Source organism: Pantoea folii, from assembly GCF_056678875.1.
Genome location: NZ_JBWXON010000025.1, coordinates 13167 through 26206, shown reverse-complemented (window position 1 = coordinate 26206; position 13040 = coordinate 13167). Strand labels below are relative to the sequence as shown.

Genomic DNA, 13040 nt, shown 5'->3' with positions numbered 1-13040 from the left:
CTTATCTATACAAGCCAAGCAATGGCTGTGCCAGATTGTGAAAGCCCATTGTGATGGGGAGAGGGGGGTTGAGATCGCGCACTGAAACGGTGCATAAACCCTATACCGATGATCACACTGGTGCGAAAGCAACCTTCGGCGGATGGCGCTATAATCACGCCAATTTTTCAACAGAAGGAACACCGTATGACGGTGAAATTGCGTCCGCTTGAGCGAGAAGATCTGCACTTTGTGCACCAGTTAGACAACAACGCCAGCGTGATGCGTTATTGGTTTGAGGAGCCGTACGAAGCTTTTGTCGAGCTCTCGGATCTCTACAACAAGCATATCCACGATCAAACAGAGCGTCGTTTTGTCGTTGAACACGATGGGCAAAAAGCGGGATTGGTGGAACTGGTCGAGATCAATCACGTGCATCGTCGCGCTGAGTTTCAGATCATCATTGATCCTGGGCATCAGGGCAAAGGCTTAGCCAGTCAGGCGGCTAAACTGGCGATGGATTATGGCTTTTCGGTGCTCAATCTCTACAAACTCTACCTGATTGTTGATCAGGAGAATGAGAAAGCGATTCACATCTACACCAAACTGGGATTTGAAGTGGAAGGCGTGCTGAAGCACGAATTTTTCATCAATGGTGAATACCGCAATACCATTCGCATGTGCATTTTCCAGCAGCAGTATCTGGCGCAGCATAAATCCGGTCATGCCATGGTGAAGCCGACAGCGCAATAGCTTGAAATCGACTCTCATTGTCGCTGCCGTCTTGAATATCAAACGGCAGCTATGTGATTTATCGCTTTTAACTAAAAAGATGATGCTGAACCTTAGCAGCGCGGTGTATCGCGCATCTCTCAGCGACATACCTGCTTCGGAGATGCACAAAAAATTGCGCCGCGACCACGCCATGCGGTTTAACCGCCGCGCGCACCCACCACGTTGAGACGTGGCTGAGGATGTTCAGGTTTCAGGTCGTACATGCCGCCATAGAACGGATCCACCAGCAGCCAGCCGGGGAAGCCCAGTAACGGGATATTACCCAGCAGATACCACAGGTTGGCACTGGCCTCGATCGGCAGCGTCACCGGCACGTAGCCCGGACTCTCCAGCATCACCTGATAGTGTTTTTTACCAAAATAATTACCAGTGGATTTTGCCAGCTCGACGGTTTGTGGCGTGTAGCCCTGCGCCACTGCGCGGCCGGTCTCATCCTGCACGGTGAAACGCGCGCCTTGCGGGACAGAGTCGATTTTTACCGGCTGCGTTTCCGTGCCGACAATGGTGGCACAGCCGCTCAGCAGCAATGCAGTGGCAGGAAGAAGGTGTCGCAGGTTCATGGCAGGTCCGCTATAGAATCAGATAGGACAGTCTAAACTGCCCTATCCTGCTTTTCACTCGCCTCAATCGCCCTATCAGTGCTGCTTTTCTGGCCTTTATTGCGGTTGACAACAGGCGGCAATCGCCGCGATATCCTGCGGTGTGGTGCGGCAACAGCCGCCAATCAGCCGTGCGCCCGCTTGTTGCCACTCAGGGAATTTATCCTGCAGCGTGCAGCCCGATGGCGCCGAGTGCCAGGTTTTGCTGCTCGCATCGTACTGTTCACCGGAGTTGGGATAGACCAGCAGCGGTTTAGCACACAGCGCCTGCAAGGTTTGCAGCGCCGGTGTCACGCTCTCCAGTGCTACGCAGTTGATGCCCATCGCCACCACTTGCGGTGCCGCATTCACCAGCTCAGCGACCTGACTCAGCGGCGTGCCGTCGCTGATGTGCTGCGCATCACACAGGGTGAAGGAGAACCAGGCGCTGCTGTTTGGGTACTCTGCCAGCAAACTCACCAGCGCCTGCGCTTCGGCAAACGACGGCAGGGTTTCACATGCCAGCAAATCCACGCCCGCGTCCAACAGCGCCTTGACGCGTGGGCGATGGAAATCTTTCATCTCCGCTTCTGGCAGGGCGTAATCACCTCGATACTCAGCACCATTAGCAAGGTAAGCGCCATAAGGCCCAACGGAACCGGCCACCAGCAAAGCGGCTTCACTGCCTGATGCCGCACGATAATCATCACGCGCACGTTGTGCCAGTTTCACACTTTGGTCGATCAATGTGAGCGCTTGCGCCTCATCCAGCCCACGCGCCGCAAAGCCCTGCGGCGTGGCCTGATAGCTGGCGGTGATCGCCACATTGGCGCCGGCCGCAAAATAGTCGTAATGCACCTGATAAATCAGCTCAGGGTTTTCCATCAGCACTTTGGCAGACCAGAGCGCATCGGCCAGATTGCAACCGCGCGCCTCCAGTTCGGTGGCCAGCGCGCCATCCAGAATCAGTGTGTCATGTTGTGTTAAGGCTTCTGCGACAGGATTACGCGACATCATTGGCCTCCCCGGCCTTCAGGTTACGTCGATGCGTGACATGGTATGCGGCATAGCAGAACAGCACAAATGGAATGCCACACCACAGCGCAATACGCTGCGACGGATCGAAGGCCAGCCCTACACACGCCAGCAGGCACAGCAGGAAACCGAGAATCGGCGTTAGAGGATAGAATGGCGCGCGATAGGCGAGTTGTTGCAGCGAACCGCCTGCGGCCAAGTGGCGACGACGGAACACATAGTGCGAGGCACAGATACTCAGCCACACCGCCACCACCGCAAAACCTGAAATGGCTGACAGCGCCACAAATACGGTATCCGGCGCGATCACGCTGGAGAACAGCGCCAGCAGGCCGCCCAGCATACTGACGGTGATCGCCAACACCGGAATCCCGCGGCGGTTCACCTGGGCGAAACAGCGCGGCAAGGTGTTCTCATTCGCCAGTGACCACAGCATCCTGCCCGATGCATACAGACCCGAGTTGGCGGCGGACAGGATCGCCGTCAGGATCACGAAATTGAAGATATCAGCCGCATAGGGAATACCGATCTTCTCGAACACCAGCACAAACGGGCTTTTGACGATGCCCGCCTGATCCATCGGGATCAACGCCGCCAGCACAAATACTGTACCAATAAAGAAGATAATCAATCGTGCTACGGTCGTGCGGATCGCCAGCGGCAACGCTTTCTGCGGCTGCTCGGTTTCGCCAGCGGCAATACCAATCAGCTCAGTGCCGGAGAAAGCGAAGTTCACCGCCACCATGGTCATCAGAATCGGCAAGGTGCCGTGCGGTAACCAGCCTGAGGCCGTCAGGTTACTCAGGCCCGGCGCGGCACTGCCATCTTTCATCGGGATAAAGCCAAACATCGCGCCCGCACCGAGGATGATAAAGGCAATGATAGTGACCACTTTGATGATGGAGAACCAGAACTCCCCTTCCGCGAAGAAGCGCGTGGAGACGATATTCAGCAGATAGATGGCGATACAGAACACCAGACACCACAGCCACACCGGCGTGGTCGGGAACCAGTATTGCATGCAGAATCCGGCAGCTGTCAGGCTAGAGCCGAGCGCCACCGTCCACGTCAGCCAGTAAAGCCAGGCCACGGTGTAGCCGGTTGCCGGGCTGAGATAGCGCGCAGCATAGACATGGAAGGCGCCGGTTTCCGGTATCGCTACGGCCAGTTCGCCGAGACATACCATCACCAGCCACACCACCAGCGCGCCGATCAGATATGCCAGTAGCGTGCCCGCCGCCCCGGTGGTTGAGATGATATAGCCGGTGTTGAAGAACAGTCCGGTGCCAATCACACCGCCCAGCGACAGCATCACCAGATGCCGCACTTTCATGGTGCGCTTAAAGTTTTCCTGCGAAGGGATTTCCTGCTGTTGCATGGTTTTTATCCGTATGGACGTCTGAACATCTATATGGACACAGGGTTATACGCGCCAGCGTGTCAATTTGCAACGTGGCAAAGGGTGAGGGTTTTAAAAAGTCGGGGGTGGCCCCGCGTCAACGGGGCACCACATCAGGAGCCAAATACGCCTTGCAGATAGCGCTCAAGCGCGATACGCGAGCTAAAACCGTGCGGAATACCGTAATGTTCCTGGGATTCACCCATCAGATAAAGCGGGAACTGGGTGTAATGATCGCAGGTTTTCATTTCTGAGGCGGGCTCGGCAAAGTGCTGACTTTTCTCTTTCAGAGTGGGGTGAATGATCAATGCGGTGCGGCCCATGCGCGCTTCGCGATTGACGTAGACATAATTTTCACCACGACGATAACCGTAAATTTTTGGCGTCAGGGTGTCCATTTCGAACCCTGCTTTTTCCAGTACGCGCGCTACCTCATCCGGACGTAAATACATGCTTGCTCCTCTCTTCTCACAGCCCCGCAACCTTACAACAGCCCGGCATACAGGACATTCGGAATTTCCCTAAAGCCTGGCATACGCCTGCGTTTAGTCACGTTTCGTCTACACTCAGTATTACTTGTTAAATCAAAGGGAGCGAAAAAATGTTTAATCGCGTAAGCAAAAACGATGACATTGATATCAATCAGGATGTAAACGAGCTGGCAGATTCGCTCGAAGCATTACTTAAATCTTACGGCAGCGAAGCCAAAGATGAAGTGGATAGCGCACGCAGTAAAGCACAGTCGCTGCTGAAGCAGACCCGCGCAAAACTGAACGGCGGCAACAGCCGCGTTTCTCAGGCAGCGCGTGACGCCAGTTATCAGGTTGATGCCTACGTGCATGACAAACCCTGGCATGGCGTGGGTGTCGGTGCAGCCGTGGGTCTGGTGTTAGGTGCGCTGTTGATGTCACGCCGTTAACCATCATTAGCGTTTAAAGAGAGCCTCGCGATTGCGGGGCTTTTTTGTGCCTGCCGCAAATGAAAGTGCACAAAATTTGACCTAAATTTTGCCTCCCTCGCCTTTACAAAAAAATTTTCGGGCCTGGAAGGTGCATGATCTCTGGTGTTAGCATTTATCCGAAGATAAAAATACAAAATCCCTATATCTGGTGGGCTTGACCGCCACGAGCACTACATCTAGTATTCAACCCATCAACTCGCTACCAGATGTCGTCAAGGACGAAGTTCGCTGCAAATAGGATTTTGCTTCGTATCTCGCATCCAGACCGCAACCAAAGGGAAATACGAATCATGCGCATTATTATTTACACTAAAAACAATTGTGTCCAGTGCAACGCGACAAAAAATGCCATGGACCGTAAAGGTATCGACTATCAGCTGATCAACCTCGATACCCAACCGGAAGCCATTGATAACCTCAAATCCCTCGGCTATCGCCAGGTGCCCGTCGTCATGACCCATGATGACCACTGGAGCGGCTTCCGCCCTGACAAAATCGCCAGCCTGCGCCAGCTCGCTGCAGTCGGGGGATAAGGCGATGTTCCCACTGGTCTACTTCTCTAGCCAGTCGGAAAACACGCACCGATTTATCACTCGTCTGGGACTGCCTGCTTGCCGCATACCGCTTGATGGCAAGCAGCGCCTGCATATCGACCAACCCTTTATTTTAGTGGTGCCGAGCTACGGCGGCGGCAGTGCGCGGGGTGCGGTGCCCAGACAAGTGATTCAATTCCTAAATGATGACGCCAACCGACGCGGTATCCGCGGGGTGATTGCTGCCGGTAACCGCAACTTCGGTGAAGGCTATTGCCTGGCAGGCGACATCATTGCGCAGAAATGTCAGGTTCCTTATCTCTACCGCTTTGAGCTGATGGGAACCCCCGACGATATCGCTAATGTAAAAGCGGGAGTAACCCAATTTTGGCAACGACAGACACCCTGAACAGCACGCAGCTGGATTATCACGCGCTCAATGCGATGCTGAACCTGTATGACGCCGATGGCCGCATTCAGTTCGAAAAAGATCAAGAGGCTACGCGCCAGTTCTTCCTGCAGCATGTAGAGCCGAATACCGTACAGTTCGCCTCGGCGGCCGATCGCCTGCGCTATCTGGTTGAGGAAGGCTACTATGAAGCCACGGTACTGAATCAGTACGACTTCAGTTTCCTGTGCCAGCTGCACGATGAAGCCGATGCCTGGGGTTTCCGTTTCCACACCTTCCTCGGTGCGTGGAAGTTTTACACCAGCTACACGCTGAAAACCTTCGACGGTAAACGCTATCTGGAAACCTTCGAGCAGCGCGCCTGCATGGTGGCGCTGACGCTGGCACGCGGCAACGAATCGCTGTCACGCGAATTGCTGGCAGAAATGCTCAGCGGCCGCTTCCAGCCAGCCACTCCAACCTTCCTCAACTGCGGTAAACAGCAGCGCGGCGAGCTGGTCTCGTGCTTCCTGCTGCGCATCGAAGACAATATGGAATCGATTGGGCGTGCGGTGAACTCGGCGCTGCAGTTGTCAAAACGCGGCGGCGGCGTGGCGTTCCTGCTCTCTAACCTGCGTGAATCCGGTGCGCCGATTAAGCGCATCGAAAACCAGTCGTCAGGCGTAATTCCGGTGATGAAAATGCTGGAAGATGCATTCTCTTACGCCAATCAGCTTGGTGCGCGTCAGGGCGCGGGCGCGGTGTGGCTGAATGCGCATCACCCCGATATCTTCCGCTTCCTTGATACCAAACGCGAAAACGCCGATGAGAAGATCCGTATCAAAACGCTGTCGCTCGGTGTGGTGATTCCGGATATCACCTTCCAACTGGCGAAAGAGAATCGCGATATGGCGCTGTTCTCGCCGTATGACGTTGAGCGCATTTACGGCAAAGCGTTTGGTGATATCAGCATCAGCGAACTGTATGAAGAGATGCTGGCCGACGATCGTATCCGTAAGACTTACATCAAGCCGCGTGATTTCTTCCAGACGCTGGCCGAAATCCAGTTTGAGTCAGGCTATCCGTACATCATGTACGAAGACAGTGTGAACCGTCATAACCCGATTGCCGGTCGCATCAATATGAGCAACCTGTGCTCGGAGATTTTGCAGGTTAACAGCGCCAGCGAATTCTATGACGATCTTAACTATCGCCGCGTGGGCAAGGATATCTCCTGTAACCTCGGCTCGCTGAACATCGCGCATGCTATGGATTCCCGCAATCTGGCGCAGACCGTTGAAACCGCGGTGCGCGCATTGACGGCGGTTTCTGAGATGAGCGAAATCAATTCGGTGCCGTCGGTCGCCGAAGGCAATCGTCGTTCACATGCGGTGGGCCTGGGTCAGATGAACCTGCACGGCTATCTGGCGCGTGAAGGCATGGCTTATGGCTCGGAAGAGGCACTGGATTTCACCAATCTCTACTTCTACTGCGTCACCTATCACGCGGTGCGCACCTCGAACCTGCTGGCACAAGAGCGTAAACAGAGTTTTGATGGCTTTGCCCAGTCCCAATACGCCAACGGCCACTATTTCGATAAGTATGTGGATCGTGCCTGGCTGCCGCGCACCGCGCGTGTGGCACAGATTTTTGCCGATGCAGGCATTGCGTTACCGACGCAGGCAGACTGGCAGGCATTGCGCGAATCAGTGATGCAACACGGCTTGTTTAACCAGAACTTACAGGCGGTGCCGCCAACCGGTTCGATCTCGTATATCAATCACGCGACATCGAGTATTCACCCGATCGTGTCGCGCATTGAGATCCGTAAAGAGGGTAAAACCGGCCGCGTTTACTATCCGGCGCCGTTTATGACCAACGAGAATCTGGATCTCTATCAGGATGCGTACCAGATTGGTCCGGAAGCGATTATTGATACCTACGCTGAAGCCACGCAGCACGTCGATCAGGGCTTGTCGTTGACGCTGTTCTTCCGCGATGACGTCACCACGCGTGACATCAACAAAGCGCAAATTTATGCGTGGAAGAAAGGCATCAAAACGCTCTATTACATTCGTCTGCGCCAGATGGCGCTGCAAGGCACCGAAGTCCAGGGCTGCGTCTCCTGCTCATTGTGATGAAAACTATGCAACTTAAACAAATTCAAGCGATTAACTGGAACCGAATCCAGGACGAAAAAGACCTCGAAGTGTGGAACCGTCTGACCAGCAACTTCTGGCTGCCGGAAAAAGTGCCGTTGTCCAACGATCTGCCTGCGTGGCAGTCACTGGACCACCAGCAGCAGCAGCTGACCATTCGTGTGTTTACCGGTTTGACGCTGCTCGACACTATCCAGAACGTGATCGGCGCGCCGGGCCTGATGGAAGACGCCATCACGCCACATGAAGAAGCGGTGCTGTCGAATATCAGCTTTATGGAAGCGGTGCATGCGCGTTCATACAGCTCGATTTTCTCCACCCTGTGTAACACCGCCGATGTCGATGCGGCGTATCGCTGGAGTGAAGAGAACGAAGCGTTGCAGAACAAGGCGAAGATTGTGCTGGAGCACTATCGTGCCGAGGACCCGCTGAAGAAGAAAATCGCCAGCGTGTTCCTGGAATCGTTCCTGTTCTACTCCGGTTTCTGGCTGCCGATGTACTGGTCAAGCCGTGGCAAATTGACCAACACCGCTGACCTGATTCGTTTGATTATTCGCGATGAAGCGGTGCACGGATATTACATCGGCTACAAGTACCAGAAGGCACTGGAAAAAGTTGACGATACACGCCGCGAAGAGCTGCAGCAATTTGCCATCGATTTGCTGCTGGCGCTGTATGAAAACGAAGTGGTGTACACCGAAGCGCTGTATGCGGATGTGGGTTGGGCAGAGGAGGTGAAAACCTTCCTGCACTACAACGCTAACAAGGCGTTGATGAATCTGGGATATGAGGCGTTGTTCCCGTCAGAGCTGACGACGGTGAATCCTGCCATTCTCTCAGCTTTGTCACCGAATGCCGATGAAAACCACGATTTCTTCTCCGGTTCAGGTTCTTCCTACGTGATGGGAAAAGCCGTGGAAACCGAAGACGAGGACTGGAATTTCTAGCATCAGGCCTGCTGCACAGGGCGCGCCACAACGCGCCCTTTCAGCGCCTTCATATTTCCCGTTCAGATTACCAAATATTCTCTCGTTATTTGCGTTTCTCACCTTCATTATTTTGTCATTTTAGCGCCATTAATTCGTCCATTATATCGCCTACATAAGCGCAATTTATTCGTGTTTCATTGAGCATTTGCCGTGAAAGCGGGTTAATTTCATAAAAAATTCAGAAAAAAATGATTCGCTCTCATCCCTTGTGAGCACTGGAATTATCGCCAATCTGCACGCGCTCGCTCAGCCAAATATCCGAACCAAGGGTTGTCAGATATTCTCACTATGCTAGGTTATAGGGCGCTTAAATTTAATCGAGATCATTACAAGAAATAGCTAAACATTTAACCGGGAAATTAATTACTGCATGGCAATTAAACTCGAAGTAAAGAATTTATATAAGGTATTTGGGGATCACCCCGAAAAGGCATTTAAGCTGATTGAGAAAGGCGAAAGCAAAGAGAGTATTCTTGCGAAAACCGGTCTCTCCGTCGGCGTAAAAGATGCCAGTCTGGCCATTGAAGAAGGCGAGATCTTCGTCATCATGGGGCTCTCCGGTTCAGGGAAATCCACCATGGTTCGCCTTCTCAATCGTCTGATCGAGCCCACTCGCGGCCAGGTGATCATTGACGGTGTCGATATTGCGAAAATATCGGATGCTGAACTGCGTGAAGTACGCAGAAATAAGATCAGCATGGTATTCCAGTCGTTCGCATTAATGCCCCATATGACGGTGCTGAATAATACCGCCTTCGGCATGGAATTAGCGGGCGTGCCGTTACAGGAACGTCAGGAAAAAGCGCTGGAAGCATTGCGTCAGGTGGGACTGGATAATTATGCTCACTCCTATCCAGATGAACTCTCCGGCGGTATGCGTCAACGTGTCGGATTAGCGCGCGCGCTGGCGATCAATCCCGATATTTTACTGATGGATGAAGCCTTCTCCGCCCTCGATCCGCTTATTCGTACCGAAATGCAGGATGAGCTGGTCAAACTGCAGGCGAAACATCAGCGTACCATTGTGTTTATCTCTCACGATCTCGATGAAGCGATGCGTATTGGCGATCGCATCGCCATCATGCAGGGTGGCGAAGTGGTACAGGTCGGTACGCCGGATGAAATCCTGAATAATCCCGCTAACGATTATGTGCGCACCTTCTTCCGGGGTGTCGATATTAGCCATGTGTTTAGCGCCAGGGACATTGCCCGTCGTAGCGCCGGCGCACTGATTCGTAAAGCGGCCGGTTTTGGCCCACGTTCCGCCATTAAACTGCTTCAGGATGAAGACCGCGAATATGGCTATGTGCTGGAGAAACAGAAATTTGTCGGCGTAGTTTCAACCGATTCACTTAAAGCGGCACTGGCTGCGGGTGAAGGTCTGGATAGCGCCCTGCTTGAGACGCCGTTAGCGGTTCCTGCGGATACCTCACTGAACGATTTGCTCTCCCACGTTGCACAAGCGCCCTGCGCGGTGCCGGTGGTGGGCGAGGAGAATCAGTACGTCGGTATTATTTCCAAAAGCATGCTATTGCGCGCTTTAGATCGTGAAGGAGCCCAGTCATGAGTGAACAAACCAGCAATCCGTGGGATAGCGCCAGCCAGACCACGCAGCAACCCGCGACCACAGATTCGAGCGCGGCAGCCAGCAGTAGCGATCCCTGGGGCGGCAGTAGCAGCAGCGCACCCGCCGACAGCACGTCCAGCAGCGGTTCCGCCGATGCATGGGGCGATCCTTCAGCGGCGAGCGGTGGACATGATGCTGCCAGCAGCGCAGCCAGTAGCAGTGGTTCAGCCGATGCATGGGGTGATCCCTCGGCGGCGAGCGGTGGACATGATGCCGCCAGCAGTGCCGCCAGTAGCAGCGACTGGCTCAACAGCGCGCCCGCTCCGGCTCCCGAGCATTTTAATATCATGGATCCGTTCCACAAGACCTGGATCCCACTCGACAGCTGGGTGACCGAAGGCATCGACTGGGTCGTCAGCCATTTCCGCCCGGTGTTCCAGGGCATTCGCGTGCCGGTCGACTATATCCTCAGCGCATTCCAGCAGTTGCTGCTGGGCATGCCCGCGCCCGTGGCGATTGTGGTATTTGCGTTGATTGCCTGGCAAATTGCCAGCCCAGCCATGGGGATTGCTACCCTCATTTCCTTGATTGCGATTGGTGCTATTGGCGCGTGGTCGCAAGCGATGGTGACACTGGCGCTGGTACTGACTGCCCTGCTGTTCTGCATCATCATCGGCCTCCCGCTGGGGATTTGGCTGGCACGCAGTGAACGTGCGGCACGCATTATTCGTCCGTTGCTGGATGCAATGCAGACCACGCCAGCCTTCGTGTATTTAGTGCCAATCGTGATGCTGTTCGGTATCGGTAACGTGCCAGGCGTGGTGGTGACCATTATCTTTGCGCTACCGCCGATGGTTCGTCTGACCATTCTCGGCATTAAGCAGGTGCCCGCCGATTTGATCGAAGCGAGCGAATCCTTTGGTGCCAGCCCGCGTCAGATGCTGTTTAAAGTACAGTTGCCGCTGGCGATGCCGACCATTATGGCCGGTGTGAACCAGACGCTGATGCTGGCGCTGTCGATGGTGGTTATCGCATCGATGATCGCTGTGGGTGGCTTAGGCCAGATGGTGCTGCGCGGTATCGGTCGTTTAGATATGGGTCTGGCAACTGTCGGTGGCGTAGGCATCGTGATTCTGGCAATTATCCTTGATCGCCTGACTCAGTCGGTCGCCCGCGACAGCCGCAGCCGTGGCAACCGTCACTGGTACAGCACCGGTCCAATTGGCTTGCTGCTGCGCCCCTTCAGTAAAAAAGCCTGATTTCTATGGACGGCCCAGCGTGGCCGTCCGTCTCCGACGCAACACGTAAAATAAGGAATGACTATGCGCAAGACAGCTCTGTTCGCTGCCGTCCTGACGACGTTCGCCGCGACGCACGTGTCCGCCGCCGACCTGCCGGGTAAAGGCATCACCGTTAAACCGCTGCAAAGCACCATCGCAGAAGAAACTTTCCAGACGCTGATTGTCAGCCGCGCGCTGGAAAAACTGGGCTACACCGTTGAGAAGCCGGGCGAAGTCGATTACAACGTGGCCTACACCACCATCGCGGCGGGTGATGCCACCTTTATAGCCACTAACTGGAAACCGCTGCATGACGACATGTATAAAGCTGCAGGCGGTGATAACAAGTTTTACCGTGAAGGCACTTACGTTGGCGGTGCTGCCCAGGGTTATCTGATCGATAAGAAAACCGCCGAGCAGTATCACATCACCAACATCGAACAGCTTAAAGACCCGAAAATCGCCAAACTGTTCGACAGCAACGGTGATGGCAAAGCCGACATGACGGGCTGTACGCCGGGTTGGGGCTGTGAAGCAGTGATTAACCACCAGAATAAAGCCTATGGCCTGGCGGATACGGTTACGGCCAACATGGGTAACTATTCAGCAATGGTGGCTGACACCCTGGCACGCTACAAGCAAGGCAAACCTATCCTTTATTACACCTGGACACCTTACTGGCTGAGCGACGTGCTCAAACCGGGTAAAGATGTGGTTTGGCTGCAGGTGCCATTCTCTTCCCTGCCAGGAGAGCAGAGCAAAGTGGACACCAAACTGCCTAATGGTAAAAATTACGGTTTCCCGGTCAACACTATGCACATTGTGGCCAACAAAGCCTGGGCTGAGAAGAACCCGGCGGCGGCAAAACTGTTTGCTGAAATGAAATTGCCGATTGGTGATATCAACGCCGAAAACGCGGCCATGCATGCGGGTCAGGCTTCTGAAGCTGACATCAATCGTCACGTAGATGGCTGGATCAAAGGCCATCAGGCCGAGTTTGATAAGTGGATTTCTGACGCACAAGCGGCGGCAAAGTAATTCTCTTCCCTTAAAAGCGGCCTTTTGGCCGCTTTTGTTCTCAATCCCCGCACAGTTCGTGCGTTATAGCGCACTGGTACGTCCTGTCAATTAACACACCATTGAAATAATTTTTTGGGTTACTATTAACCACAAATGATTATCTACGCCTTTCTTCCGCCCTGAATGCTGCTAAGCCGAGACTTATCTCTGCGCTGCCTGAGGTTAAATTCTCTCAACGAATGCAATTCATCATTTTAGCTGGTACGGTATTGGTACCGGAATTGTTACGATTAAGTTAATTAACCCATTGATTTCGTGATGTAATGCATTCAGCTAAAGTGTTTAGAAAGCGTAAAG

General features: G+C 53.9%; 13 protein-coding genes. 9 read left to right on the top strand and 4 right to left on the bottom strand.

Features of this window, described 5'->3' with window-relative positions:
* Positions 1 to 186 precede the first annotated feature (186 nt).
* On the top strand, positions 187 to 732 hold the full coding sequence (gene speG, locus AC1MDE_RS23230; protein ID WP_480345123.1) for a spermidine N1-acetyltransferase: 546 nt from the start codon (positions 187 to 189) through the stop codon (positions 730 to 732).
* A 179-nt stretch (positions 733 to 911) separates the two neighbouring features.
* Here the strand turns inward: speG and AC1MDE_RS23225 are convergent, their stop codons facing one another.
* The 4 genes from AC1MDE_RS23225 to AC1MDE_RS23210 form a co-directional block, all read right to left on the bottom strand.
* Positions 912 to 1334, bottom strand: coding sequence for a hypothetical protein (locus tag AC1MDE_RS23225; protein ID WP_038645291.1), 423 nt, complete (start codon positions 1332 to 1334; stop codon positions 912 to 914).
* Positions 1335 to 1430: 96 nt separating this feature from the next.
* Positions 1431 to 2366 (bottom strand): homocysteine S-methyltransferase, encoded by a 936-nt coding sequence (gene mmuM, locus AC1MDE_RS23220; RefSeq protein ID WP_058959182.1) that lies wholly within the window; start codon positions 2364 to 2366, stop codon positions 1431 to 1433.
* Entirely contained in the window at positions 2356 to 3765 is a 1410-nt protein-coding gene (gene mmuP, locus AC1MDE_RS23215) for an S-methylmethionine permease (protein WP_058959183.1), read from the bottom strand. Before mmuP ends, mmuM begins: the two co-directional genes overlap by 11 nt.
* A gap of 134 nt (positions 3766 to 3899) precedes the next feature.
* Positions 3900 to 4238, bottom strand: a complete 339-nt coding sequence (locus tag AC1MDE_RS23210; RefSeq protein WP_058959184.1) for a DUF2002 family protein — start codon at positions 4236 to 4238, stop codon at positions 3900 to 3902.
* 149 nt (positions 4239 to 4387) lie between these two features.
* Between AC1MDE_RS23210 and AC1MDE_RS23205 the strand changes: the two genes are divergently transcribed.
* The 8 genes from AC1MDE_RS23205 to proX all read left to right on the top strand — a co-directional run bounded on the left by AC1MDE_RS23205 (position 4388) and on the right by proX (position 12701).
* Positions 4388 to 4705 carry a DUF883 family protein gene (locus AC1MDE_RS23205; protein WP_058959185.1) on the top strand — a complete coding sequence of 106 codons (318 nt, stop codon included), beginning with the start codon at positions 4388 to 4390 and terminating at the stop codon, positions 4703 to 4705.
* A gap of 332 nt (positions 4706 to 5037) precedes the next feature.
* Positions 5038 to 5280, top strand: coding sequence for a redoxin NrdH (locus AC1MDE_RS23200; RefSeq protein WP_038645282.1), 243 nt, complete (start codon positions 5038 to 5040; stop codon positions 5278 to 5280).
* Between the two features lie 4 nt (positions 5281 to 5284).
* Positions 5285 to 5689 (top strand): class Ib ribonucleoside-diphosphate reductase assembly flavoprotein NrdI, encoded by a 405-nt coding sequence (gene nrdI, locus AC1MDE_RS23195; protein WP_034825480.1) that lies wholly within the window; start codon positions 5285 to 5287, stop codon positions 5687 to 5689.
* Positions 5668 to 7806 carry a class 1b ribonucleoside-diphosphate reductase subunit alpha gene (nrdE, locus tag AC1MDE_RS23190; protein WP_072226465.1) on the top strand — a complete coding sequence of 713 codons (2139 nt, stop codon included), beginning with the start codon at positions 5668 to 5670 and terminating at the stop codon, positions 7804 to 7806. The genes nrdI and nrdE overlap by 22 nt, the downstream gene beginning before the upstream one ends.
* An 8-nt stretch (positions 7807 to 7814) precedes the next feature.
* Positions 7815 to 8774 (top strand): class 1b ribonucleoside-diphosphate reductase subunit beta, encoded by a 960-nt coding sequence (nrdF, locus tag AC1MDE_RS23185; protein ID WP_034825940.1) that lies wholly within the window; start codon positions 7815 to 7817, stop codon positions 8772 to 8774.
* 412 nt (positions 8775 to 9186) lie between these two features.
* Positions 9187 to 10383 (top strand): glycine betaine/L-proline ABC transporter ATP-binding protein ProV, encoded by a 1197-nt coding sequence (gene proV, locus AC1MDE_RS23180; RefSeq protein WP_034825478.1) that lies wholly within the window; start codon positions 9187 to 9189, stop codon positions 10381 to 10383.
* Entirely contained in the window at positions 10380 to 11642 is a 1263-nt protein-coding gene (gene proW, locus AC1MDE_RS23175; protein WP_337024001.1) for a glycine betaine/L-proline ABC transporter permease ProW, read from the top strand. Before proV ends, proW begins: the two co-directional genes overlap by 4 nt.
* A gap of 63 nt (positions 11643 to 11705) precedes the next feature.
* Complete coding sequence (gene proX / locus AC1MDE_RS23170) at positions 11706 to 12701, top strand: glycine betaine/L-proline ABC transporter substrate-binding protein ProX (protein ID WP_058959187.1); 996 nt, start codon at positions 11706 to 11708, stop codon at positions 12699 to 12701.
* Positions 12702 to 13040 lie beyond the last annotated feature (339 nt).